19 protein-coding genes are annotated in these 25,536 nt (G+C 68.9%); 8 read left to right on the top strand and 11 right to left on the bottom strand.

The features are described from left to right. Positions 1-130: 130 nt before the first annotated feature. The 4 genes from RNB18_RS08055 to RNB18_RS08040 all read right to left on the bottom strand — a co-directional run bounded on the left by RNB18_RS08055 (position 131) and on the right by RNB18_RS08040 (position 4,686). Complete coding sequence (locus tag RNB18_RS08055) at positions 131-382, bottom strand: DUF6458 family protein (RefSeq protein WP_057608993.1); 252 nt, start codon at positions 380-382, stop codon at positions 131-133. A gap of 68 nt (positions 383-450) precedes the next feature. Next, positions 451-1,770, bottom strand: a complete 1,320-nt coding sequence (locus RNB18_RS08050; RefSeq protein WP_311713436.1) for a M18 family aminopeptidase — start codon at positions 1,768-1,770, stop codon at positions 451-453. Positions 1,771-1,857: 87 nt separating this feature from the next. After that, the gene (locus tag RNB18_RS08045) at positions 1,858-3,699 is read right to left on the bottom strand and encodes an acyl-CoA dehydrogenase (RefSeq protein ID WP_311713435.1); all 1,842 of its coding nucleotides are present in this window, start codon (positions 3,697-3,699) and stop codon (positions 1,858-1,860) included. Positions 3,700-3,828: 129 nt separating this feature from the next. After that, positions 3,829-4,686, bottom strand: a complete 858-nt coding sequence (locus RNB18_RS08040; RefSeq protein WP_311713434.1) for a dioxygenase family protein — start codon at positions 4,684-4,686, stop codon at positions 3,829-3,831. Positions 4,687-4,805: 119 nt separating this feature from the next. Here RNB18_RS08040 and RNB18_RS08035 point away from each other — a divergent pair, with 119 nt between their 5' ends. After that, on the top strand, positions 4,806-5,282 hold the full coding sequence (locus RNB18_RS08035; protein WP_057608985.1) for an SseB family protein: 477 nt from the start codon (positions 4,806-4,808) through the stop codon (positions 5,280-5,282). Between the two features lie 40 nt (positions 5,283-5,322). Here the strand turns inward: RNB18_RS08035 and RNB18_RS08030 are convergent, their stop codons facing one another. Further along, entirely contained in the window at positions 5,323-6,060 is a 738-nt protein-coding gene (locus RNB18_RS08030; RefSeq protein WP_311713433.1) for a TetR/AcrR family transcriptional regulator C-terminal domain-containing protein, read from the bottom strand. A 144-nt stretch (positions 6,061-6,204) separates the two neighbouring features. Here RNB18_RS08030 and RNB18_RS08025 point away from each other — a divergent pair, with 144 nt between their 5' ends. Together RNB18_RS08025 and RNB18_RS08020 are read left to right on the top strand one after the other, a co-directional pair. Further along, positions 6,205-7,698 carry an MFS transporter gene (locus tag RNB18_RS08025; RefSeq protein ID WP_311713432.1) on the top strand — a complete coding sequence of 498 codons (1,494 nt, stop codon included), beginning with the start codon at positions 6,205-6,207 and terminating at the stop codon, positions 7,696-7,698. A 119-nt stretch (positions 7,699-7,817) separates the two neighbouring features. After that, positions 7,818-8,789 carry a pirin family protein gene (locus tag RNB18_RS08020; protein WP_311713431.1) on the top strand — a complete coding sequence of 324 codons (972 nt, stop codon included), beginning with the start codon at positions 7,818-7,820 and terminating at the stop codon, positions 8,787-8,789. A gap of 89 nt (positions 8,790-8,878) precedes the next feature. Here the strand turns inward: RNB18_RS08020 and RNB18_RS08015 are convergent, their stop codons facing one another. Both RNB18_RS08015 and RNB18_RS08010 read right to left on the bottom strand, forming a co-directional pair. Beyond that, positions 8,879-9,658, bottom strand: a complete 780-nt coding sequence (locus RNB18_RS08015) for a BRO-N domain-containing protein (RefSeq protein WP_311713683.1) — start codon at positions 9,656-9,658, stop codon at positions 8,879-8,881. Between the two features lie 247 nt (positions 9,659-9,905). After that, entirely contained in the window at positions 9,906-12,032 is a 2,127-nt protein-coding gene (locus tag RNB18_RS08010; RefSeq protein WP_311713430.1) for an ATP-binding SpoIIE family protein phosphatase, read from the bottom strand. Between the two features lie 142 nt (positions 12,033-12,174). Here RNB18_RS08010 and aspS point away from each other — a divergent pair, with 142 nt between their 5' ends. The 4 genes from aspS to RNB18_RS07990 all read left to right on the top strand — a co-directional run bounded on the left by aspS (position 12,175) and on the right by RNB18_RS07990 (position 17,346). Then, positions 12,175-13,938, top strand: a complete 1,764-nt coding sequence (gene aspS, locus RNB18_RS08005; protein ID WP_311713429.1) for an aspartate--tRNA ligase — start codon at positions 12,175-12,177, stop codon at positions 13,936-13,938. Positions 13,939-14,048: 110 nt separating this feature from the next. Next, on the top strand, positions 14,049-14,942 hold the full coding sequence (locus RNB18_RS08000; RefSeq protein WP_311713427.1) for an intradiol ring-cleavage dioxygenase: 894 nt from the start codon (positions 14,049-14,051) through the stop codon (positions 14,940-14,942). Positions 14,943-15,072: 130 nt separating this feature from the next. Beyond that, complete coding sequence (locus RNB18_RS07995) at positions 15,073-16,401, top strand: MFS transporter (RefSeq protein WP_311713426.1); 1,329 nt, start codon at positions 15,073-15,075, stop codon at positions 16,399-16,401. 30 nt (positions 16,402-16,431) lie between these two features. Continuing rightward, positions 16,432-17,346, top strand: a complete 915-nt coding sequence (locus RNB18_RS07990) for an intradiol ring-cleavage dioxygenase (protein ID WP_311713425.1) — start codon at positions 16,432-16,434, stop codon at positions 17,344-17,346. Between the two features lie 86 nt (positions 17,347-17,432). On the opposite strand, the gene RNB18_RS07985 is transcribed toward RNB18_RS07990, so the two are convergent. Further along, positions 17,433-19,958: an FG-GAP-like repeat-containing protein gene (locus RNB18_RS07985; protein ID WP_311713424.1), complete on the bottom strand. Its 2,526-nt coding sequence runs from the start codon at positions 19,956-19,958 to the stop codon at positions 17,433-17,435. 213 nt (positions 19,959-20,171) lie between these two features. On the opposite strand from RNB18_RS07985, the gene RNB18_RS07980 reads away from it, so the two are divergent. After that, positions 20,172-21,524, top strand: coding sequence for a pectate lyase family protein (locus RNB18_RS07980; RefSeq protein ID WP_311713423.1), 1,353 nt, complete (start codon positions 20,172-20,174; stop codon positions 21,522-21,524). Position 21,525: 1 nt separating this feature from the next. On the opposite strand, the gene RNB18_RS07975 is transcribed toward RNB18_RS07980, so the two are convergent. The 3 genes from RNB18_RS07975 to RNB18_RS07965 all read right to left on the bottom strand — a co-directional run bounded on the left by RNB18_RS07975 (position 21,526) and on the right by RNB18_RS07965 (position 25,497). Continuing rightward, the gene (locus RNB18_RS07975; protein WP_057608971.1) at positions 21,526-22,002 is read right to left on the bottom strand and encodes a hypothetical protein; all 477 of its coding nucleotides are present in this window, start codon (positions 22,000-22,002) and stop codon (positions 21,526-21,528) included. A gap of 77 nt (positions 22,003-22,079) precedes the next feature. After that, complete coding sequence (metG, locus tag RNB18_RS07970) at positions 22,080-23,795, bottom strand: methionine--tRNA ligase (protein ID WP_311713422.1); 1,716 nt, start codon at positions 23,793-23,795, stop codon at positions 22,080-22,082. 142 nt (positions 23,796-23,937) lie between these two features. Then, complete coding sequence (locus tag RNB18_RS07965; protein WP_311713421.1) at positions 23,938-25,497, bottom strand: VWA domain-containing protein; 1,560 nt, start codon at positions 25,495-25,497, stop codon at positions 23,938-23,940. Between the last annotated feature and the right edge of the window lie 39 nt (positions 25,498-25,536).

The raw sequence follows: 25,536 nt of genomic DNA, 5'->3' as shown, positions 1-25,536 counted from the left end.
GTGCTGGTGGTTCACGCCCGGCACTGCTGACCCCCCGGGCTCTCAAGGATCCCGAGTCTTCACGACTTTCACACAAGCGCCCAAGTCAACCCAGATCACGGATTGCTCAAGGTTGTCCTATGAATCCGACTTAAACGCCGTATCCGTCGGAGTATCCGTCCCGGCGCACATGCCGCTCCTCCTCGACGACCGTCGGCGCGGTGGGCGGTACCACCACGCGCCGCCGCCGGGCGATGCTGCTGAACGTCGTCACGCCGATCAGTCCCACGATCATCAGGATCACACCGACCAGGTCGAGGTTGACCCCCTGCATGTGCCAGTCGGTGGCGAACGTGAGGATTGCTCCCACGGCGATGAGAATGATGCACCCGCCGAGGCCCATGAGTGTCGCCTCCCTGTCCGGTCCGGTCGTTCCGGCCCGACCCTGCGGGTACCCCCACTTCCCGCGAACTACCCCTCCAGGAACGCCACCAGAGCGTTCGCCAGCAGATGCGGGTCGTCCGCGCCGCACAGCTCCCGGACGCTGTGCATCGACAGGATGGCCACGCCGATGTCCACGGTCTTGATGCCGTGCCGGGCCGCGGTGATCGGGCCGATGGTCGTGCCGCAGGGCATGGAGTTGTTGGAGACGAAGGACTGGAAGGGCACGTCGGCCTTCTCGCAGGCGGCGGCCCACACGGCCCGGCCCGAACCGTCCGTGGCGTAGCGGTTGTTGACGTTGACCTTGAGGATCGGGCCGCCGTTGACGCGCGGGTGGTGCGTCGGGTCGTGCCGCTCCGCGTAGTTGGGGTGCACGGCGTGCCCGGTGTCGGAGGACAGACAGACCGTCCCCGCGAAGGCCCGCGCCCGGTCCTCGTACGAGCCGCCGCGCGCGAACACCGAGCGCTCCAGGATCCCGCCGAGCAGCGGCCCGTCGGCGCCCGTGTCCGACTGCGAACCGTTCTCCTCGTGGTCGAAGGCGGCGAGGACGGGGATGTACGGCAGCTTCGAGCCGCCGGCCACCGCGGTCAGGGCGGCCACCCCGGCGTGCACGGACAGCAGGTTGTCCATGCGCGGACCCGCCACCAGCTCCTTGTCCCGGCCCAGGTAGGCGGGCGCCTCCACGGAGTGCGTCATCAGGTCCCAGCCGGTCACCTCGCCCGCGCCGAGCCCCGACTCCTCCTCCAGGAAGGCGATCAGGTCACCGTCGCGCACGTCGTTGCCGAGGCCCCAGATGGGCTGCAGATGCCGCTGCTTGTCGAGCTTGAGCCCCTCCGCCGACACCGCGCGGTCCAGGTGGATCGCCAGCTGCGGCACTCGGAGCAGCGGCCGGTCCACGTTCACCAGCCGTGTCGAACCGTCCCGCAGGGTCAGCCGGCCGGCCAGTCCCAGGTCGCGGTCGAGCCAGGAGTTCATCAGCGGCCCGCCGTAGATCTCCACGGCGACCTGGCGCCAGCCGTGCGCCCCGGTGTCCGGCAGCGGCTTGACCCGCAGGTTCGGGGAGTCGGTGTGCGCGCCGACGATGCGGTACGGCGTGTGGGGCGCCGCGCCCTCGGGGACGTACCAGGCGATGATCGCGCCGCCGCGCAGCACGTACTTTCCGCCGCTGCCCGAGGCGGAAGCCCCCGCGGTCTCCGCGTCCCAGGCGTCCGTCTCCGACACCTGGCGGAAGCCGGCCTTCTCCAGTCGCTCGGCGGCGTTCGCCACCGCGTGGTACGGCGTGGGGCTCGCCGCCAGGAAGGTCATGAGGTCGTCGGTGTGGCCGCGGTCGAGGCGGTGGGGTGCGCTCATGGGTTCACCTTAACGACGTACGAGAGCCCGCTCCCGGCGATGGGAGCGGGCTCTCGTGACGACGGTGTGCAGCTGTACAGGTGTGTCCTAGAACGCGGCCTCGTCCAGCTCCATCAGGTCCAGCTCGACGCCCTCGGCGATCTTGCGGGCCAGTGTCACGCCGGGCAGGACGTTGGCCGCGAAGAACTTCGCCGCCGCGATCTTGCCGGTGTAGAAGGCCACATCTTTAGAAGACACAGCCTTCGCGGAGGCGGTCTCCAGCTTCTCGGCGGCGATCGCGGCGCCCTTGAGGAGCAGATAGCCGACCACGACGTCACCGGAGGCCAGCAGCAGGCGGCTGGTGTTGAGGCCCACCTTGTAGATGTTCTTGACGTCCTGCTCGGTGGCCGCGAGGTCGGTCAGCATCAGGCCGACGATGGCCTCCAGCTCGACGGCCGCCTTGGCCAGGTGCTCACGGGCACCCGCGAGGTCCTCGCCGCCGGTGCCCAGCGCCAGGAACTTCTTGATGTCCTCGGCGAGGGAGTTGAGGGCCGCGCCCTGGTTGCGGACGATCTTCCGGAAGAAGAAGTCCTGGCCCTGGATCGCGGTGGTGCCCTCGTACAGGGTGTCGATCTTGGCGTCGCGGATGTACTGCTCGATCGGGTATTCCTGGAGGAACCCGGAGCCGCCGAAGGTCTGCAGCGACTGGGCGAGCTGCTCGTACCCCTTCTCGGAGCCGTAGCCCTTGACGATCGGCAGGAGCAGGTCGTTCAGCGCGTGCTCGGTCTTCGTGTCCTCGCCCGCGGCCTCCTTGACGGCGATCGCGTCCTGGATCGAGGCGGTGTAGAGGACGAGCGCGCGCATGCCCTCCGCGTACGCCTTCTGCGTGATCAGCGAGCGGCGCACATCGGGGTGGTGGGTGATGGTGACCTTGGGCGCGGTCTTGTCCATGAAGTTCGCGAGGTCCGGGCCCTGGACGCGCTCCTTGGCGTACTCCAGCGCGTTGAGGTAGCCCGTCGACAGCGTGGAGATGGCCTTCGTGCCGACCATCATCCGCGCGAACTCGATGATCCGGAACATCTGGCGGATGCCGTCGTGCTTGTCACCGATCAGCCAGCCCTTGGCGGGGTGCCGGTCGCCGAAGGTCATCTCGCAGGTGTTGGACGCCTTGAGGCCCATCTTGTGCTCGACGTTCGTCGCGTACACGCCGTTGCGCTCGCCCAGCTCGCCGGTCTCGAAGTCGAACAGGTACTTCGGGACGAGGAAGAGGGACAGCCCCTTGGTGCCGGGACCGGCACCTTCCGGCCGCGCGAGCACGTAGTGAAGGATGTTCTCCTCCATGTCGTGCTCACCGGAGGTGATGAAACGCTTGACGCCCTCGATGTGCCAGGAGCCGTCCTCCTGCTGGACCGCCTTGGTACGCCCGGCGCCGACGTCGGAGCCCGCGTCGGGCTCGGTCAGCACCATGGTCGAACCCCAGGTCCGCTCCACGGCGAGCTGGGCGATCTTCTTCTGGATCTCGTTGCCCTCGTCGAAGAGGATCCCGGCGAACGCCGGGCCGGAGGAGTACATCCACACGGCCGGGTTGGCGCCGAGGATCAGCTCCGCGTACGACCAGATCAGGGACGGCGGAGCCGTCGTGCCGCCGATCTCCTCGGGCAGGCCGAGCCGCCAGTACTCGGAGTCCATGAAGGCCTTGTAGCTCTTCTTGAAGGACGCCGGGACCGGGGCGGTGTTCGTCTCCGGGTCGAAGACCGGCGGGTTGCGGTCGGCGTCCGTGAAGGACTCCGCGAGCTCGTTCTCGGAGAGTCGGGTCAGCTCCTCCAGGATGCTCTTCGCGGTCTCGACGTCCATCTCCGCGAACGGGCCGGTGCCGTACAGCTTGTCCCGCCCGAGTACTTCGAAGAGGTTGAACTCGATGTCGCGCAGATTCGACTTGTAGTGCCCCATGGCGACGGCTCCGTTAAGAGTTCGGCGAGGCACGTCGTTCCTCGCGCTAGTTCACATACCAACAAGTAGCTACGATGATGCTACCCGTCGGTAATAAGTCGCAACCCCGATCCGGCCATCTGTGACGGTTCACACCGCGATGGTCAGTGTGGCGGTGTACCCCTCCGCCACGCTCCCCTTCACCACCGCGAGCTGTTGGTCGTGACCGTCCCTGAAGACGCTGTCCGACTCCAGCGAGAGCCGGCCGAGGTTGTCCACGCTGCTCTCGTAGCCCTCGGTGGCGTACACCGTGTCGCAGACGTCCTTCGGGAGCGCGAGCTGCGAGGTGCTCGTGATCGCGGTGGCCGTGGTGGCGTCCGCGAGGCTGCCGTAGACCTCGAAGTGGATGTGCGGCCAACGGCCGGTGTAGCAGCCGGGGAAGACGCTGGTGAAGGTGACCTGTCCCCGCTCGTCGGTCTCCTGGACGCCACGCAGGTAGTTCTCGTCGGCGACACCCTCGGTGTACAGCGAATAACCGCCCTCGCGGTCGCAGTGCCACACATAGACGGCCGCGCCCCGCTTCGGGGTCCCGCAGCCGGAGGCGGCGTCCACGACCGTGAGCGTGAAGGTCAGGGGGACGCCCTCGGCGGTGCCGCCCGCGGAGTCGCCGAAACTCCTGGTGATGTCGCCGCGGACCACCCCGCTCTCCTTCAGCACGTTCACGCCGTTCGAACCGTCGCCGGGGTAGGGCCCGGCGGTCTCCTCGGGGACGGTGGCGCACTCGGCGGAACCCGCGGCGCTCGCCGAGGACGCAGAGGGCGAGTCGGCGGCCGCAGAAGAAGAGGTGTCGTCGGCGGTGCAGCCCACCAGGGGCACCAGACCCGCCCCCACCCCCGCCATGAGCCGGATCATCCGGCGGCGGGCGAGCACGGGAAGGTCGTGGGAGAGCCCTCTGTCGTGCTCGTGGATCTCGTCCTCATGGACCTCGTCGTCGTGATGTCGGCGCATGGATCGACGCTACGAGCGGGGGACGCCACAAGCCCAGGGCCGGCGGCTGTCGGGTCGCTGTCGGTTTCCGGCTGCCGGTAGCCGCCCGCCGCGCCCACCCCCTCGGTACTCTTACGCCCATGTACGGCTACGACCAGAGCGCTGGTGCCCAGCAGCAGTACGGCGTCCCGCCGCAGCAGCCCATGGCGGGCGGTGTGGGCGGGTACGGCCAGCAGCCGCCGCTGTACCCCGAGCCGTCCCCGCCCTCCCTCGCGGACGCGGTGCGCGCCTTCACCACCGGGCAGATGTCGGCCGAGGACTTCCAGCAGGTCTTCGCCACGTCCAAGGTCTACTGCCCGCGCGGCGACAACCCCGGATTCCTCGCCCTGCACAACACCCAGCAGCCGGTGATCCCCATGTTCACCACCCTCAAGGAGCTGCGGCGGTACGCGGGCAAGGAGTCCAAGTACTTCGTGATCACCGGCGCCGAGGTCCTCGACCTGCTGCCGACCGGATACGGGTTCGTCCTCGACATGGAGGGCGAGCACCGGATCGTCTTCGACGCGAAGGCCGTGGAACAGATGGTCGAGTTCGCGATGCGGCGCATGTACGGGTAACGCGCTCACCGCCCCGCGGGTTCAGGCGCCGGGGGGGGGCTCAGGAGCCCGGTGTTTCAAGGCGCAGTGACAGGCCGTCCAGGACGATGTCCAGGGCGGCCTCGAATTTCGCGTCCCTCATCGCCGCCGGGTCCGTGGTCGCCGCCTCCTCCGTCTCGGCGTAGCCCTGGGACAGATGGCTGTGCGGGGCCGTCGCCTGTTGCACTGCGGGCAGGAGACGGGCGATCAGGCCCGACTCGGAGTCACCGGAGCGGGCGACCGTGGTGAGCCAGGCGGCCTCCGTGGTGCTCATGCCGATCACGTACGACAGCACCGCGTCGATCGCCGTACCGGGATCGGGGAATCCGGCGGCCGTGAACAGAGCCGCCAGCCGCTCCGAGTAGGACATGAGGTTGGGGCCGAGATAGGCGAGGCCCGCCTGGCCGAGCACCGGGGGCAGCCATGGGTGCCGCAGAGCCGTCGTACGGAAGGACCGGGCCGCCTCCGTGACGGCCGCGCGCCACTCGGGACCGTCCGCCGACGGGACATGGATCTCCGCGGCGACCTCGTCCACCGCCAGCTCCATCAGCTCGTCCTTCGTGGCCACGTGCCGGTAGAGCGAGGCCGCGCCGGCGTTCAACCGAGTGGCGAGCTTGCGCATGCTCAGCGCCTCGACGCCCTCCGCGTCCAGCATGACGATCGCCTCGCGCACGATCGCGGCACGGCTGAGCACCGGCTGGTCGGACTCGCGCTGGGGGCGGGCCCAGACGGAGGGGATGGGGCTCGGCTTCGTCGTCATCGGTACTCCTTCTTCCGCGGCCCGACCTGCTGCGTACGTCGTTCGCATAGAGCGTACATCAATCGATGCTTGCGTACGGCGTTCCGTTGTGCGTACAGTGTTCGCAGCGAGGAACGGTGTTCACGAAGCCGGAGGGGAACTGTCATGGACGACGCCTTGGAAGCCCGCAATCCACGCCGCTGGTGGATCCTGATCGTGCTCTGCCTCAGCAGCCTGGTACTGGTCGTCGACAGCATGGCGCTGACCGTGGCGGTGCCGGTGATGACCGAGGAGATCGGGGCGAGTGCCCAGGACACCCAATGGATCCTGGACTCCTACATCCTGGTCTTCGCCGGCCTCCTGCTCACCTCCGGCAGCCTGGGCGACCGGTTCGGCCGCCGGAAGGTGATGCTGATCGGGCTCCTGCTCTTCGGGGCCGCCTCACTGGCCGCGACCTGGTGCACCACCCCCGGCGAAGTGATAGCCGTACGCGTCGCGATGGGCATCGGCGGCGCCCTGATCATGCCGTCCACGCTCTCGATCCTCATCACCGTCTTCGACGAGGACGAGCGGGGCAGGGCGATGGCGGCCTGGAGTTCGGTGGCGATGCTGGGTCTGGTCGGCAGCCCGGTACTCGGCGGCGTCCTGATCGACCACTTCTCCTGGCAGTCCATCTTCTACCTGAACGTGCCGGTCGTGGCCCTGGCGATCGTCGCCGGTCTGACGCTGATGCCGGAGTCGAAGGCGCCCTGGCAGAAGGCCGACCCGCTGGGCGCCGTGCTGTCGGCGGCCGGGATGACCGCCCTGGTCTGGTGGATCATCGAGCTCCCGCAGCACGGGGTGTGGACGGCCGCCCTGCCCGTGGCCCTCGTGTCCCTCGCCGGCTTCGTCATCTGGGAGAACGTCACGAAGTCCCCCATGGTCCCGCTGGTCCTCTTCAAGCACCGCGACTTCAGCGGCGGTTCGCTCTCGCTGGCCCTGGTCCAGACAGGCAACGGCGGTCTGCTGCTGGTCCTCACCCAGTACCTCCAGTTCGTGCTCGGCTACTCACCGGTCAAGGCGGGCCTGGCCTTCCTGCCGCTGGCGGTCACGGCCCTGCTGGGCAACGGCATGGGCGTGAAGCTCGCCGCGAAGTACGGCAACCGGTGGGTGATCCTCGCGGGCATGCTGGTGATGGCGGCCTGCTTCGCCCTGCTGACCACGGTCACGGCGGACTCCGGCTTCACCGTTCCGGCAGTCGCGCTCGGGCTGCTCGGGCTCGGCGCGGGTCTGGCGATGCCGGCCGCGGTGGCGGCCCTGATGGGTACCATCCCCGAGGACAAAGCGGGTGTCGGCTCGGCCCTGAACGACACCGTCCAGCAGGCCGGCACGGCGCTGGGCATCGCGATCCTGGGTTCGCTCCTGTCGAGCGGCTTCGCGGGCCGGATGCCCGAGGGGACGCCTGAGCAGGCGAGGCACTCGATAGCCGGGGCGGTGGCCCTTAAGGATCCGGGATTGGTGGCGGCGGCCCGCGAGGCCTTCACCGACTCCATGTCCATGACCTTCACGGTCAGCGCGATCGGCGTCCTGGCGGCGGCATTGCTGGCGACGCTGGTGATGCGGGACGACCGCCGGACACCGCAGAAGACGGCTGATCGGGAACCGGAACTCGCCGCCTGACCTCTTCAGGGGGTGCGGGTCTCGGAGAAGCCTGGAGGGAATGTCCTCCGGGCTTCTGCCGTTAGAGGTGGCAGAAAGTTCAACGCTCAACTAAACTCGAACCACAAGGAGGTACCGACATGCCTGCAGTGACTGTCGACAACCCGCTGACCCTGCCTCGCGTGGCCGCGACGGCGGACGCGGTGGCCCGTCCCGTCCTCGGCGTGACGACGGCGCCGAGTGGCTTCGAGGGCGAGGGCTTCCCGGTACGACGGGCGTTCGCCGGGATCCATTACCGGCACCTCGATCCGTTCATCATGATGGACCAGATGGGCGAGGTGGACTACGCGCCGGGAGAGCCGAAGGGGACCCCCTGGCATCCGCACCGCGGCTTCGAGACCGTCACCTACATCATCGACGGGATCTTCGACCACCAGGACTCCAACGGTGGTGGCGGCACCATCACCAACGGCGACACCCAGTGGATGACGGCCGGTTCGGGTCTCCTCCACATCGAGGCTCCGCCGGAGGCGCTCGTCATGTCCGGCGGTCTCTTCCACGGCCTCCAGCTGTGGGTGAACCTGCCGGCCAAGGACAAGATGATGGCGCCGCGGTACCAGGACATCCGGGGTGGCCATGTGCAACTCCTGTCGACCCCCGACGGTGGCGCGCTCCTCCGTGTCATCGCGGGTGAGCTGGACGGTCACCAGGGCCCCGGTATCACCCACACCCCGATCACGATGATCCATGCGACGGTGGCACCCGGCGCCGAACTCACACTCCCGTGGCGTGAGGACTTCAACGGATTGGCGTACGTGCTGGCGGGCCGCGGTTCGGTGGGTGCTGAGCGCAGGCCGATCCACCTGGGCCAGACGGCGGTCTTCGGAGCCGGCGGCTCCCTGACGGTCCGCGCGGACGAGAAGCAGGACTCCAACACGCCGGACATGGAGGTCGTACTCCTGGGCGGACAGCCGATCCGTGAACCGATGGTGCACTACGGTCCGTTCGTCATGAACACCCGCGATGAGCTGCAGCAGGCGTTCGACGACTTCCAGAAGGGACGGCTGGGGACGATCCCCGCCGTGCACGGGATGTCCGAGGGTGGCCTGTAGGGGCTGCGAGGACGAGTACGGTACGACAAGGCCCGAAGCCGCAAGCTTGGATTGCGGCTTCGGGCCTGCTCTGTGTGGGTGCTGAGGGGCTACGGCAGCACGTAGAACGGTGCGCCGTCCGGAGCGCGGCCCACTTGCCGTACGCACCCGTGCTCGGACAGCAACTCCAGGGCATCGCGGACGCGGTCGGGTGTCAGCCCTGTGCAGACGGCGATCTCCTCCATGCTGTAGTCGGCTCCGCCGTGCAGTAGGGCCGGGGCCAAGTGGGCAGCCACCCTGTGGATGTCCTCGGTGACCACGAGGTTCCTGGTCTTCCAGTTGATCAGGAGTTGCTCGGGCGTCAACTCCGGTGCCTGGACGGGCCGGGCGCGGTCGGTGGGGTGGCGGAGGGTCTGGGCGATGTCCCGCAGCACCTCGACGATGGCGGTCTGGCTGTTGTTGATCTGCCGCAGCAGCTCGTCCGTCCGGATGCTCCGCTGTTCGAGTGCGACGAGGGCATCGGTGATCTGCTGCGGCATGACGTAGGCCGTGCAACCGGCGGGGGCGGGCTGGACGGCCGCCGGTTCCAGGGCGTAGGAGCCGTCGCGCTGGATGGTGGCGATGACCTCCGAGACCCACTCCTTGAAGTGCCGGGAGGCGGGCTTCGTGCAGCCGTTGACCAACCGGATCAGACCCTGGAGATCCACCAGGTTCATGTCTCGTCGCCACTCCCGACCTGCGGGAATGCTGAGAGTGTGCCTTCCAGTCACACTCTCGAGAAATTCTCGGTGTTGTTCGGGAACGTGGTCCAGCAGTGCCTTTCGGGTAGTGATGTACCCCAGCTCTTTGCACACGTCCACCGCCGGGAACCAGTGCGTCCCATCCGGCATCGTCAGCCTCCGCACTCGCGCGCCCGTCGCCGCGAACACGAAGTCGTTGATGTCGATCGCGTCATTTCCCTGTTCCGTGCTGTTCTGCTCGTCCATCGAGCATCACCTCCGCACCGGAAACTAGGCACCGGCGCTTGCAACTGATGTCCGAAGGAAGATCGTTCACCCGATATGGCGAAAGAAGTATCGATTCGGTCGCTGTCGCGGGGGCCGACGCCTTCGGTGTCGTGCATGAGCCGCGGGAGCGCTACTCGGAGGCATCCCCAGAGGACTCGTACAGCTCGAACCAGATGCTCTTGCCCTCGCCCTGGGGGTCCACCCCCCACAGGTCTGCGAGCAGTTCGATCAGCATCAGGCCGCGGCCCGAGGAGGCCAGTTCGCCGGGGCGGCGCTTGTGCGGGAGGTCGTCGCTGGTGTCGGTGACCTCGACGCGCATCCGCCGGTCGCCCGCCTCGCCGCGGACCTCGGCGAGCAGCAGCGCGTCCGCGTCGGTGTGGACCAGGACGTTGGTCAGCATCTCGGACAGCAGCAGGACCGCCGAGTCGACCTGGTCGGCCGAGGGCCAGTCGTGCAGCAGTTCGCGCAGTTGCCGGCGGGCCACCCCGACGCGTTCCGGTTCCGCCTGGGCCACGGAGAGCATCGTGCGGCGGACGGTCGGCGCCGCGAGGGCCGTGTCCCCGCAGCCGCAGCCCTCTGACTGCCGGCACAGCAGCAGGACCGCGATGTCGTCCTCGCGGCGGTCGGCGAGGGGGCCGGTGGTGTGGTGGGAGGAGGGGCCGTGGACGGCCTGGACCAGGGCGTCGGCGAGTTCCTCCAGGCCGCCGTCGTGGCTCTCCAGGATGGCGCGGATGCGCTTCCAGCCGGTTTCGAAGTCGTGGCCGCCGGTCTCGATCAGTCCGTCGGTGCAGAGCATGAGCGTCTCGCCGGGCTCCAGGACGATCCGGGTCGTGGGGTAGTCGGCGTCCGGGTCGATGCCCAGCGGGAGGCCGCCTTCGGTGTGACGGGCCAGGACCGTGCCGTCGGCCATGCGGATCGCCGGGTCGGGATGCCCGGCCCGCGCCACCTCCAGGACGCCGGTCACCGGATCGGCCTCGACGTACAGGCAGGTCGCGAAGCGCGTGTCGGAGGGGGCGTCGACGCCGTACGTCATGCCGTTCAGGAAGCGTGAGGCGCGGGAGAGGACGGCGTCGGGGCGGTGGCCCTCGGCGGCGTAGGCGCGCAGGGCGATCCGGAGCTGGCCCATGAGGCCCGCCGCCCGCACGTCATGGCCCTGGACGTCCCCGATGACCAGGGCGAACCTGCCGTTGGGAAGCGGGATCATGTCGTACCAGTCGCCGCCGACCTGGAGGCCGCCGCCGGTGGGGACATAGCGGGCGGCGACGGTCATGCCCGGTATCTCGGGGCCGAGCGTGGGGAGCATCGAGCGCTGGAGGCCGTCGGTCAGCTCGCGCTCCGACTCGGCGAGGCCCGCGCGGGACAGGGCCTGGGCCAGCATCCGGGCCACCGTCGTGAGGACCGAGCGCTCGTCCGGTGTGAAGGCGACCGGGTAGGCGAAGCCCGCCATCCATGCGCCCATCGTGCGGCCGGCCACCGTCAGCGGCAGGAACGCCCAGGACTGGCGGTCGAAGTGCTGGGCGAGCGGCCAGGTGACGGGATAGCGGGAGCGGTAGGCCTCGGGGCTGGAGAGATAGACGGCACGGCCGGTGCGCACGACCTCGGCGGCCGGGTAGTCCGTCTCCAGGGACATGTGGGAGAAGGGGTTCTCGTCTCCGGGCTGCTGTCCGTGGTGACCGATGATCGTCAGGCGGTCGCCCTCGACGCCGAAGACGGCCAGGCCGTCGGGGCTGAAGCCCGGCATGGACAGGCCCGCGGCGACCCGCAGCACCTCGGCGGTGGAGCGGGCCTCGGCCAGGGCGCGGCCGGCGTCCAGCAGGAAGGCCTCGCGGGAGCGCCGCCAGTCGCCGGTGACCGCGGTGCGTCCGGCGGGGGTGCCGGGCACCGGCTCGGTGACCTCCTGGAGGGTGCCGATCAGCTGGAACGACTTCTTGTCCGCGTCGTACGACGGCTTGGAGCGGCTGCGCACGGTACGGATCACCCGGCCCCGCTCGTCCATGATCCTGATGCGGACCTCGGCGAGCGTGTCCTCGGCGACGGCGAGCCCGACGACGCTGATGATCTCGTTCCAGTCGACCGGGTGGAGACGGGCCCGGGCCTGGGCCTCTGTGAGGGTGGTCCGCTCGGCGGGCAGCTCGAGCAGCCGGGCTGCCTCGGAGTCGACCGTGACCAGCTCGGTGGCGGTGTCCCAGTGCCACAGGCCGGTCGCGAGGGCGGTGAGGACGTCCCCCACGGCGGGCAGGGGCTCACCAGTGCGCATTGCCCCACTTTAAGAACAGGAGTTCCCGGAGTGCCACTGTTGGCCAAGTCGTAATGGTGAGAGGCGGTCCTGGGGGCCCCGGTAGGCTTGGGGGAGTTTCACGTGAAACAGACCCCGATCCGCGAAGGCTGGATGAACGACGATGCATCGGTACAGGTCCCACACCTGCGGCGAGCTCCGCTCCTCTGACGTCGGCACCGACGTCCGACTGAGTGGCTGGCTGCACAATCGGCGCGACCTGGGCGGCATCCTCTTCATCGATCTGCGCGATCACTACGGCATCACGCAGTTGGTCGCCCGGCCGGGCACGCCCGCGTACGAGGCCCTCGACAAGCTGACCAAGGAGTCCACGGTCCGCGTCGACGGCAAGGTCGTCTCCCGCGGTACCGAGAACGTCAACGCGGACCTGCCCACCGGTGAGATCGAGGTCGAGGTCGGCGAGGTGGAGCTGCTCGGCGCGGCCGCCCCGTTGCCGTTCACGATCAACACCGAGGACGGGGTCAACGAGGAACGGCGCCTGGAGTACCGCTTCCTCGACCTGCGCCGCGAGCGCATGCACAAGAACATCATGCTGCGTACGGCGGTGATCTCCGCGATCCGTCACAAGATGACGGCGCTGGGCTTCAACGAGATGGCGACCCCGATCCTGTCGGCGACCTCCCCCGAGGGCGCCCGCGACTTCGTGGTCCCCTCCCGGCTGAACCCGGGCAAGTTCTACGCGCTCCCCCAGGCGCCGCAGCAGTTCAAGCAGCTGCTGATGATCTCCGGCTTCGACCGCTACTTCCAGATCGCGCCCTGTTTCCGTGACGAGGACGCGCGCGCGGACCGCTCGCCGGGCGAGTTCTACCAGCTCGACGTCGAGATGAGCTTCGTCGAGCAGGAGGACGTCTTCCAGCCGATCGAGAAGCTCATGACCGAGCTGTTCGAGGAGTTCGGCAACGGCCGTCACGTCACTTCTCCCTTCCCGCGGATCCCGTTCCGCGAGGCGATGCTGAAGTACGGCTCCGACAAGCCGGACCTGCGCGCCCAGCTGGAGCTCGTCGACATCACCGACGTCTTCGAGGGCTCGGAGTTCAAGGCCTTCGCCGGCAAGCACGTGCGGGCGCTGGCGGTGCCGGACGTCTCCGCGCAGCCGCGGAAGTTCTTCGACCAGCTCGGTGACTACGCCGTTTCCCAGGGCGCCAAGGGTCTGGCCTGGGTCCGCGTCGCCGAGGACGGCTCGCTGACCGGACCGATCGCGAAGTTCCTCACCGAGGAGAACGTCGCCGAGCTGACCAAGCGGCTGTCGCTGGCCGCCGGTCACGCGGTGTTCTTCGGCGCGGGCGAGTTCGACGAGGTCTCGAAGATCATGGGCGCGGTGCGGGTCGAGGCCGCCAAGCGTGCCGGGCACTTCGAGGAGGGCGTGTTCCGGTTCTGCTGGATCGTCGACTTCCCGATGTACGAGAAGGACGAGGAGACCGGCGCGATCGACTTCTCGCACAACCCGTTCTCCATGCCGCAGGGCGGTCTTGAGGCCCTGGAGACCCAGGACCCGCTGGACATCCTGGGCTGGCAGTACGACATCGTCTGCAACGGCGTCGAGCTGTCCTCCGGCGCGATCCGGAACCACGAGCCCGAGATCATGCTGAAGGCGTTCGAGATCGCGGGCTACGACCGTGAGACCGTCGAGGAGAAGTTCGCCGGCATGCTGCGCGCGTTCCGCTTCGGTGCCCCGCCGCACGGCGGTATCGCCCCGGGTGTCGACCGCATCGTGATGCTCCTCGCGGACGAGCCGAACATCCGCGAGACCATCTCCTTCCCGCTCAACGGCAACGCCCAGGACCTGATGATGGGCGCGCCGACGGAGCTGGAGGAGGCCCGGCTGCGGGAACTGCACCTGTCGGTGCGCAAGCCGCAGCCGAAGTAGGGCTTTGCAGCCGTAAGTGGCTCGGAACCGACGTCGGTTCCGAGCCACTTCGCTTTTCACAGCTCTTTCCGATGTTCCTGCCAGGAATCCGGGTTCTACGGTCCTTGGTCATGACGGACACTCAAGAAACCGACAGCACAGGGCAGTTGACCCGCCGCAAGGTCGTCGCGGTGGGTGCCGGCACGGTCGCGGCGGTGGGCCTGGGAGCCGCGGGTGCGGTGAACGCCTTCGCGCAGGAGAAGAGCGCGGAGAGCGAGGCCGAGGCCTGCTACAAGCTCACCTCGGAGACCGTCGAGGGTCCCTACTACATCGACGCCGACAAGATCCGCAGGGATGTCACCGAGGACAAGGAGGGGATCCCGCTCCTCCTCGACATCAAGGTGATCGACTCCGAGACGTGCAGACCGATCCGGAACGCGGCCGTGGACATCTGGCACTGCGACGCGGTGGGCGTCTACTCCGGGTACGAGGACATGGGCAACGGCGGCGGGGGCGGTCCGGCTCCCACCGGAACGCCCACCGACGCACCCACGGGGACCCCGACCGGCACCCCCACCGGCATTCCCACCGGCCCTCCCCCGGGCGGCCATCAGGAGCCCACCGACGACACCCGCTATCTGCGGGGCACCTGGCGGACCGACAAGCACGGCCAGGTCACCTTCAGGACGGTCTTCCCGGGCTGGTACCGGGGCCGTTGTGTGCACATCCACACCAAGGTGCATGTGGACGGCGAGTGGACGGACGCCGGTTACGAGGGCGGGCACACCTGCCACACCGGCCAGTTCTTCTTCGACGAGGAGTCGGTTCTCGCCTCGGCCGAACTGGAGCCGTACGCGTCCAACACCGCCGAGCGCACCACGCTCGACGAGGACACGATCTATGACGGCGGCGGCGTCACGGGTGGTCTGCTGCGGCTGAAGTACCGCAAGGACGGCGTCGGGAAGGGCGTCCGTGCGTCGATCACGGTCGGCGTGGACCCGGAGGAAACGAACGACGGGTCGTAGATCTCCTTCACCAAGTTCACATATATGGCCATGCGTCAGCCCATTGACCCGGACGATCGTCCTCCGTATCGTCCTCCGGGCTCAGGTACGTGACGCGTGGTCATGTATATGAACAGCAAGGGAGACAACGATGTCAGAGCCGCTCGTCCCCGAGGCGGAGAGTCGTGCCGTAGCCAAGTTCCTGCGCCGCATGATGCCGCTGCTGGTCCTGATGCTGCTGGTCAACAACCTGGACCGCACCAATGTGGGCTTCATCCAGGAGGACCTCCAGGCGGACGTCGGGGTGAGCGCCACGGCGTACGGCTTCGGGGCGGGGCTCTTCTTCATCGGGTACGCCTTGTTCGAGGTGCCCAGCAACATGCTGCTGGAACGATTCGGCGCCCGGGTCTGGCTGACCCGCATCATGATCACCTGGGGTCTGGTGATCGTGGCCATGTGCTTCATCCACAACGTCACGATGTTCTACGTCCTGCGCTTCCTGCTCGGTGTCGCGGAGGCGGGCTTCTTCCCCGGCGCGATGCTCTACATCACCCAGTGGCTGCCCGACGCCAGCCGCGGCCGGGCCACCGCGATCTTCCTGGGTGGTTCGGCCGCCGCCGGCATCGTGACCGGCCCGATCACCGGCGCCCTGCTGGAACTGCACGGGGCGGGCGGGATCGCCGGATGGCGCTGGATGTTCGGCCTGGAAGGCACCTTCTCGGTGCTCGTCGGTATCGTCGCCGGTTTCTTCCTGGTCTCCCGGATCGAGGACGCGCGCTGGCTCGACGCCGATGAGAAGGCGGCGCTGCGGGCCGCGGTCACCGAGGACCAGCAGGCCCGCAGTCGCGCGTCGAAGGTGTCCCGGCTCAAGCTGCTGGTCCACCCGCAGGTCCTGCTGCTGACCGGTGCCTTCTTCGCCATGACCCTCACCGGCTACGCGATCACCTTCTGGCTGCCCAGCCTGATCGAGGAGATCGGCGGACTGTCCTCCTTCGAGGTCGGCGTCCTGTCGGCGATCCCCGCGGTCTGCTCCATGATCGCCATGTACTCCATGAGCCGTTTCACCGACCGCGCCCCGGATCGCCGCCCCTACCTCGCCATCACCCTGGTCCTGTCCGCGATCGGCACCTATCTCGCCACCCTTGGCAGCCCCTGGTTCGGCCTCGCGGCGATCACCCTCGCCGGCGTCGGATCGAAGTGCGCGGCCACCCTCTTCTGGCCGATGGCCCAGTCCGGGCTCGACCTGAGGATCGCCGCACCGGGCCTGGCCCTCGTCAACTCCATCGGCAATTTGGGCGGTTTCGTCTCCCCGTTCCTCTTCGGCTATCTCAAGGACACGACCGGCAGCACCAACGGCGGCCTCTACATCCTGACGGCGGCCTCGCTGCTCGCGGTGATCGCGGCGAAGTACCTGCGGGGCGCCCGGGCCGGCGCAGTCCTGAACGAGCCCACAGCAAGCCACAGTCCGCTCCCACGCTGAGGACAGGCTTCTTACCTAACTTCGCCTTTCATGACGGGAAACCAGCCGAAACACAAGAAGGACCTGACGCGGCGCAAGGTCGTCGTCGCCGGAGCGGGCGCGGCCGTGGCGGTGGGTGCGGGCGGCACCCTCGCCGCGTCGGGTGCGTTCGCGGGCGAGACGAGCACGAGCGCCGCCGCGAGCAGCAGTTCCACCGCGTCGGAGGCCTGCTACAAACTCACCTCGGAGACGACCGAGGGGCCGTACTACATCGACGCCGACAAGCTCCGCCAGGACATCACCGAGGACAAGGAGGGCATCCCCCTCACCCTCAGGCTCAAGGTGATCGACTCCGAGACCTGCAAGCCGATCGCCGACGCCGCCGTCGACATCTGGCACTGCGACGCGCTCGGCATCTACTCGGGCTACGAGTCCTCGTCGACCGGCGGCGGCACCGCCCCGACCGACGCGCCCTCGGGCACGCCGAGCGGTACGCCCACGGGTGAGCCGCCGTCGGGCGCGCCGACCGGTGGCACCGGTGGCGGCGTCCACCAGGAGCCCACCGACGACGAGCGCTATCTGCGCGGCACCTGGAAGACGGACAAGCACGGCCAGGTCACCTTCAGGACCATCTTCCCGGGCTGGTACCGGGGCCGTTGTGTGCACATTCACACCAAGGTGCACGTCAACGGCGAGTGGACGGACGCCGGTTACGAGGGCGGCAACACCTGCCACACCGGCCAGTTCTTCTTCGACGAGGAGTCCGTGCTGGCCTCCGCCGAGGTCGAGCCGTACTCCACCAGCACCACCGAGCGCACCACGCTCACCCAGGACACGATCTACGACCAGAGCGGCACCACCGGCGGCCTGCTCAAGCTGAAGTACAACAAGAAGAACATCGCCAAGGGCGTCATCGGCTCCCTCACGATGGGCGTCGACCCGGACGCGACGAACGACAACAACTGAGGTAACTCCGCGACCACGCACGAAGGCGCCCGGGACGGTGAAGCCCCGGGCGCCTTCGGTTGTTTCACCTCCGGCGAACTCCCCGTCTACGAAAGGAACTTGTAGCCGCTGAAGCCGGTCGCGATCTTCACCCGCGCCCCGAACGACCCCTTGCCGTCACCACTGTTGCGCCACACGGCGCCGCCGGTGTCGCGGGAGACGAGGTCGGCCTTGCCGTCTCCTGTGATGTCACCGACGCCGACGATCACGTTGTAGGAGCCGCCCCAGTTGGTGAACACCTTCACCCGGGCCTTGAAGGTGCCCTGGCCGGTGCCGTCGTAGCGGTACAGGTTGTTCGCCTTGTCCTGCGCCAGCAGGTCACCGATGCCGTCGCCGTTCAGGTCGCCGACGCCGACGACCTTCTTGTAGCCCTTCCAGTTGTCGTAGAGCTTCACCCGCGCGGAGAGCTTGCCGGTGCTGGTGCCCTTGTACAGATAGACCGTCCCGGTGGCGGAGTTGCGGGCGATCAGGTCGGGCCGGCCGTCGCCGCTGATGTCACCGGGCGAGGTCAGGACGTCGTACTGGTTCCAGCCGCTGGTGCCGAGCGAGGTGTACGACGTCGACGGCTTGACCGCGGACCCGCAGCCGGGCTTGTACAGCCGCAGAGCGCCGCTGCTCAGCCGGACCAGGACGTCGTTGCAGCGGTCTCCGCTCAAGTCGCCGAACGGGACCGCCTTGACCGAGGTCGGCCAGCCGCTGCCGCTGACCTTGGCCGAAAAGGCTCCCGTGGATGCCTTGCCCAGCTGGAAGGTGAGCGCGCCCGAGGAGTTGAGGGTGAGGAGGTCGCCCGTGCCGTCCGGGGTGGCCGAGGCGCCGCCGAAGTCACGGGCGACGGCCGCGCCGCCGGTGACGGCGACCGTGCCGGAGACGAGCTGTACGGCCGAAGCCGCGCCGTCCTGGGTGGCTCGCAGCGTCCAGGTCAGGGGGCCGTTCGAGGCGTAACTCCCCGATGTCGTACGGCCGTTCCAGCTCGCGGTGACGGACAGGCCGGTCGTCGAGCCGGTGAGGGTGCGGACGGTCCGGCCGGCCGTGTCGGTGAGGGTCACGGACCAGGACGAGGTGGGCCGGCTCAGTGTCCAGGTGGGCGCCCAGGCGTTGCTCGCGGTGGTGGTGCCCTTGAGCGGGGCGGTCGCCGGGACGCTGGAACCGCTGACGGCGAGCGCGGGCCAGGCGGTACGGCTGCCGAACAGGTGCCAGTTCGAGGAGTCGCTCGTGGAGCCTGACCAGACGGCACTGGCGCTTCCGTCCTCACCGACGCTGACCTGGCCGAGGACGTTGGCGAACGACGAGCCCGGCAGCGCTGCCGGGCTGCTCCACCGACCGCCGCTGCGCACGGACTCCACCAGTGCGACGTTGCCGCCGACGGTCTGGGGCCACAGGGCGTGCACGGTGCCGTCGTCGGCGATGGCGGTGTCCCAGGCTTCGGACACATACGACGTGGACAGCGTCTGCACGGCCGACCAGGTGCCGGTGGCGGCATCACGGGTGGCGGTGCGGGTGCCGAACGTCGTGGTGTAGTCGACCCAGACGAGGGTGACGTCACCGTCGGGTGCGATGAGCGGCTGTGGGGTGCCCGCGAGGTTTTCGGTGCCGGTCACGGCCTCGGGCGCGGTCCAGGTGCCGTCGGTGGAGCGGGCGGTGGTGAGGATGGTCTGCTGCTCGGACTCGTCGCTGCCGTCCCAGGCCAGGGTCAGGGTGCCGTCGTCGGCCGCGCTGACCTCGGGGTCGCTGATCGACTGGTAGCTCGGAGTCGCGGCGGCGGGCGCGGTCCACGTGGTGGCGCCGGGCGCGCGGGAGACCGTGCGTACCGAGGCGGACGGGCCGTCGGTCTGCTTCCACACGACGACGACGGTGCCGTCGGAGGTGACGGCGACGCTCGGGGCGTGGGCGCTGTCGGCGCCGTCCGCAACCGTGTCGCTGAGCTGGGCGGGCGCCGACCAGGTGCCGTCGGTGGCGCGGGTGGCGGCGTACACCTCCCACGGAGCGCCGCCGGAGTCGGTGCGCACGCTCCAGACCGCGGTGAGCGTGCCGTCGGGAGCCTCCGCGAGGTCGATGCCGCCGTCGCCCCAGGCCGTGTCGGTACCGACGAGCTCGACCGGCGTGGACCAGGCCGAGTGGTCGGCGGTGAGCACGGAGCTGACGACCCGGCTGTCGAAGGGCCCGGCGCCGGGCGAGGTCTCGTCCGGGTACTCCGTCCACAGCGCGGTGACCGTGCCGTCGGCGGAGGCGTGCAGCTCGACGCCGCCTGCCTCGTCCGGGGTGGTGGTGAGCAGGGCCGGTGTGCCCCAGGTGTCACTGTCGGCGGGGCGGACGGCGGCGTACAGCTTGCGCTCGGTGCTGTCCGTGTCCGCGAACTGGTTCCACACCGCGACGGCGGACCCGTCGGCGGTGGTCACGAGGTCCTTGACGTAGGTGTCGGTATCGGCACCTGTGACGGCCGTGGCCGAGGTCCACGGGACGGCCGGGGCCGCCACGGCCGTCGTCGCCGGAAGCACGGCGCCGCCCGACAGGGCCAGTGCCACCGAGGAGATCGCGACGGCCAGACGGCGGCGCGGCAGGGCGTATCTGCCCATGTGGGTTTCCCTCCCCGCGAGGGCCCCTGCCCTCGCACAAGTGATCGGACGCTACCAGCGTCAAGGCCGGACACGCCGGGCGGGGCCGGGGCTCAGAAATTTCTCCCGGTCGCGGCAACCCCCTTGAGCCCGGCGGCTACTTGAGGACGGAAGCGCCCTTCACAGGTGCTCCACGAAACGCACATGTCCCACCCCCGCACGTAAGGAATCCCCGTGGCCTCTGCCTCTCACCGCCGCTCTCTCCGTACCCGCCGCACCCTGGTCGTCTTAGCCGCCGTGGTCGCCGCGGGCGTCGGTGCCGGTGCCGTCGTGATGAACGCGAACGCCCAGGCCGTGGATCTGTACCACCAGACGCTCGCCGCGAAGGACGGCTGGGCGTCCTCCGGCACGGGCACCACCGGCGGCACGAAGGCCGACTCCGCGCACACCTTCACCGTCTCCACCCGGGCACAGCTGGTGAAGGCGCTGGGGTCGGCGACCGACACCACCCCGCGGATCATCAAGGTCAAGGGCACGATCGACGCCAACACGGACGCCGCCGGCAAGAAGCTGACCTGCGCCGACTACGCGTCGGGCACCGGCTATGCGCTGACGTCGTACCTGAAGGCGTACGACCCCGCCACCTACGGCCGCTCGAAGCTGCCCTCGGGCACGCAGGAGACCGCGCGCGTGGCCGCGCAGAAGAAGCAGGCCACGAACATCGTCTTCAAGGTGCCCGCGAACACCACGATCGTGGGGGAGCCGGGCACCAAGGCCGGTATCTCCGGCGGCATGCTCCAGATCCAGAACGTGGACAACGTCGTCGTCCGCAACCTCACCTTCGCCGCCACCGAGGACTGCTTCCCGCAGTGGGACCCGACGGACGGCGACAGCGGCAACTGGAACTCGAACTACGACTCGGTGACGCTGCGGGGCGCGACCCATGTGTGGGCGGACCACAACACGTTCACGGACGCACCGCACCTGGACTCCGCGAACCCGAAGTACTACGGCCGCGAGTACCAGATCCACGACGGGGCGCTGGACATCACCAAGAGCTCGGACCTGGTGACCGTCTCCCGCAACCAGTTCACCAACCACGACAAGACGATGCTGATCGGCAGCAGTGACAGCGAGCCCGCGGGCAAGCTGCGCGTCTCCATCCACCACAACGTCTGGAAGGGCATCGTCCAGCGCGCCCCGCTGGCCCGCGTCGGCCAGATCCACATCTACAACAACTACTACGACGTCACGACCCTGAACGGCTACGCGCTGCAGTACAGCATCAACTCACGCGCCAAGGCCCAGGTCGTCGCCGCGGACAACTACTGGAAGGTCCCCTCCACGGTGAAGGTGTCGAAGCTCCTGAGCGGCGACGGCACGGGCGCGATCGCGGGCTCCGGCAACCTGGTCAACGGCTCGGCGACGGACCTGGTCGCCGCCTACAACGCCGCGTCCTCGAAGGACCTGAAGACGAGCGTGAACTGGACCCCGACTCTGACCTCGGGCCTGGAGTCGTCGGCATCCCTGGTGAAGAACCTGCCGATGTCGCTGGCCACGACGACGGGGGCCGGGGTGCTCTCCTAGCTCAGGTGTCGTAGGTCCCGTCCCAGGGTTCCGCGAAGGCGAGGCGGTCCGGGTAGAGCTCTGCCCATTGCTCGCCCTCGTCCTCGCGGATCACCAGACCGAAGCGGACGCCCTCGTGGGTGATGCTGAAGGGACGGATCGCGATGTCCGTGTAGGAACGGCGGGGGAGGCTGCGCAGCAGGGACCCGCGGTGGACCTGGGCGCGGGTCAGCGGGGAGGCGTCACCGCTCGGGTCGCGTTGCTGTTCCGCCCATGTGCCGGCGCACCAGATGTCCGAGTCGCGGTAATTGCCCTCGGTGTCGAAGGTGTGCAGGACCGCGTAGAGGCGCTTCTGCTCTTCCCAGCCCTCCTCGAGGTGGAACCCCTCAGGGAAGGCATATGTGATCGACGCCAGGAACTGACCCTCCGCATACCGCCCGATCGTCTCGGTGCGGTGCTTCGGCTCGTACGCGACAGGAATGACCCCGGGCACTGCCATGGCGCAAACCATACGGCTTGGCGCGGACACGGCGATGCCCGGGTCGGTATCCGGACTGCTCGGGGACTGCTCCGGGACTACTCCGGGGAGCCGCCGAAGCGCTCCTTGTACGTCTCCAGGTCCTCGTCGGTCAGCTTGGCGAAGAGGACCGGGGGGACCGTGAAGGGGATGCCGGGGGTGAGGGCGGTAAGGGTACGGGCCTCGTCGGCAGTGACCCAGGTGGCCGTGTCGTCCTTGAGGGCGAAGGCCTGGCGCATGGCGGCCGAGGTCGCGGGGATGAACGGCTCCGAGACCACCGCGTACAGGTGGATCAGGTTCATCGCCGTGCGCAGGGTCAGTGCCGCGCCGTCCTTGTCCGTCTTGATCTCCAGCCAGGGAGCCTTCTCCTCCAGGTAGGAGTTGCCCGCCGACCACAGGGCGCGCAGTGCCGCCGCGGCCTTGCGGAACTGGAGCGCCTCCATCTGGGACTCGTACTCCGCGAGGAGGCGGGCGATCTCCTCGCCCAGCTTCGCCTCGGCCTCGCCCGGCTCGCCGCCCGCCGGGACCTCCTCGCCGAAGCGCTTCTTCGAGAAGGACAGGACGCGGTTGACGAAGTTACCGAGGGTGTCGGCCAGGTCCTTGTTCACCGTCGCCGTGAAGTGCTCCCACGTGAAGGACGAGTCGTCCGACTCGGGGGCGTTGGCGATCAGGAAGTACCGCCAGTAGTCCGCCGGGAGGATGTCCAGGGCCTGGTCGGTGAAGACGCCCCGCTTCTGGGACGTGGAGAACTTCCCGCCGTAGTACGTCAGCCAGTTGAAGGCCTTGACGTAGTCGACCTTCTTCCACGGCTCGCGTACACCGAGCTCGGTGGCCGGGAACATCACCGTGTGGAAGGGGACGTTGTCCTTCGCCATGAACTCGGTGTAGCGGACGTCGGTGTCGACGTCGTACCACCACGACTTCCAGTCGCGGTTCTCCGGATCCAGGTCCGCCCACTCCTTCGTCGCGCCGATGTACTCGATCGGGGCGTCGAACCAGACGTAGAAGACCTTGCCCTCCGCCGCCAGCTCCGGCCACGTGTCGGACGGGACGGGGACGCCCCAGTCCAGGTCACGGGTGATCGCGCGGTCGTGCAGGCCCTCGTTGAGCCACTTGCGGGCGATGGAGGCGGCGAGCTGCGGCCACTCCTCCTCGTGCGCGGCCACCCACTCCTCGACCTCGTGCTGCAGCTTCGACTGGAGCAGGAAGAGGTGCTTGGTCTCCCGGACCTCGAGGTCGGTGGAGCCGGAGATCGCCGAGCGCGGGTTGATCAGGTCGGTCGGGTCCAGGACGCGCGTGCAGTTCTCGCACTGGTCGCCGCGGGCCTTGTCGTAACCGCAGTGCGGGCAGGTGCCCTCGACATAGCGGTCCGGGAGGAAACGGCCGTCGGTGGGCGAGTAGACCTGACGGATCGCGCGCTCTTCGATGAAGCCGTTCTCGTTCAGGCGGCGGGCGAAGTGCTGGGTGATCTCGACGTTCTGCTCGCTGGAGCTGCGGCCGAAGTAGTCGAAGGCCAGCGCGAAGCCGTCGTAGACCGCCTTCTGGGCGTCGTGCGCCTGCGCGCAGAACTCGTCGACCGGCAGGCCCTGCTCCTTCGCGGCCAGCTCCGCCGGGGTGCCGTGCTCGTCCGTCGCGCAGATGTAGAGGACCTCGTGGCCGCGCTGGCGCAGGTAACGGGAGTAGACGTCCGCCGGGAGCATGGACCCCACCATGTTGCCCAGGTGCTTGATCCCGTTGATGTACGGAAGGGCGCTGGTGATGAGGTGTCGAGCCATCGGGGGCTGCTCCCAGGTTGGTCGTGCGGGTGAGTCGCTTCGCGAGTCTTGAAATCGTATCCGACATGGGTGGGCCGCCCGCTTCCCGTTTACGAGGTGGGAAGGGGGCGGCCCGGTGGTGAGCTGTGGTGATCTTCGAGGGTTACGGGCGCCAGTTCGCCAGGATGCCCTCGTAGATCTCCGCGTCCGTGAGTTCCTTCGGGGTTGCGCCCGCGAGGAAGTGGGACGTGTTGGGGAGCTTGAGCTTGCGGAGGTAGTCGAAGGCCTTGTTCTCCGGGTCGCCGAAGGCGACGAAGGAGAAGAAGACGGCGGGGTGGGTCTTCGCCGCCTCGGTGAGGGCCTGGGTGGCGGGGGTCTTCGCGTCCGGGGCGCCGTCGGTCTGGAAGACGACCAGGGCGGGGGTGTCGGGGGAGTTCTTGGTGTGGTGCGCGAGGACTTCCTCGACGGCCGCGTGGTAGCTGGTACGGCCCATGCGGCCGAGGCCCGCGTGGAGGTCGTCGATCTTGTTCTCGTGGTCGGTGAGGGTGATCTCGCCGGTGCCGTCGAGTTCGGTGGAGAAGAAGACGACGTGGACCTTGGACTCGGGGTCCAGGTGGGCGGCGAGGGCGAGGGTCTGCTCACCGAGCGCCTGGGCGGAGCCGTCCTTGTAGTACGGACGCATGCTCGCCGAGCGGTCGAGGACGAGGTAGGTCGTGGCGGTGGTGCCGGTGAGGCTGTGGGTGGTGAGGGCGGTGGCGGCGGCGGTGTAGGCGGTGCGGAGGGTGGGGGGTACGGCGAGGTCGTCCCCACCCGTGCTGGTCTCGCCGTCGGCGGCCGCGAGTGCGTCGTCCGCTGCCGCGGTGACGGCCGGTTCCGGTTCCTGCTCCGGGGTGACCTCGGCGGTCGGCTGCGGCTCCGGTTCTACGACGGTCTCGGGCGCCGAGTCGGAAGGCTGCTCGGGCTCGGGCGTGACCTCGGCGACCGGCTGGGCCGCCTCGGCGGCGACGGGCTCGGGCTCCTGGACGGAATCCGGCTCGGGCTCGACGGCGGAGTCGGGGGTGACCTCGGCCGCCGGTTCGGGCTTCGGCTCGGGGACGGCCTCTGCCGTGGGCGTCGCCGCGGGTTCTGGGGCGGCTTCCGGCTCGGGCTCGACGACCGGTTCCGGTGCGGCCTCCGCCACCAGCGGCTTCTCTTCCGCCACCACGACCGGGGCCGGCTCTTCTACCGCCGCTTCCTCAGCCACCGGCTCATCAGCGGCGGGTTCCTCGGTCGCCGGCTCTTCGGCAGCGGTCTGCTGTACGGCCGCTTCCTCCGCCACCGGCTCCTCGGCGGGCGCCTCCGCGGTTGCCGCGGACTCAGCCTCCGGCTTCTCCGGCGCCGATTCCTCGGCCACCGGCGTCTCAGGCGCCGCCTCGGCCGGGACCGGCTGGGTCGGGATCTCCGCGTTCTTCGTCGCCGGAGTCTCCGCCGAAGGCGTCGGCTTGGAGGCCGCCGCCTTGTCGAAGGCCGCTGCGACCAGTTCGTGCTCGGAGGAGGTGGAGAGGGTGGAGGTACGGGGTTCGGGGACCGTAGCCGCCTTCGCAGGCGTCGGCTCGGGTGCCGGAGAGGGGACCTTCGGTGCCGTCTCCTGCGAAGGAGTCGTCTCCGCACCCTCTGCCTCGGTGGCAGCGCCCTTGCGTGATCGGCCGCCGAACGCGTTCCGCAGGAGAGTGAGAATGCCCATGTGCGCAACCCTTCGCATGAGTTGTAGCCCGTCAATCCC

This window comes from Streptomyces doebereineriae (genome assembly GCF_031845645.1).
GTDB classification, from domain to species: Bacteria; Actinomycetota; Actinomycetes; order Streptomycetales; family Streptomycetaceae; genus Streptomyces; species Streptomyces canus.
The sequence above is the reverse complement of the archived record's forward strand: the minus strand, read 5'-3'. Positions and strand labels throughout refer to the sequence as shown.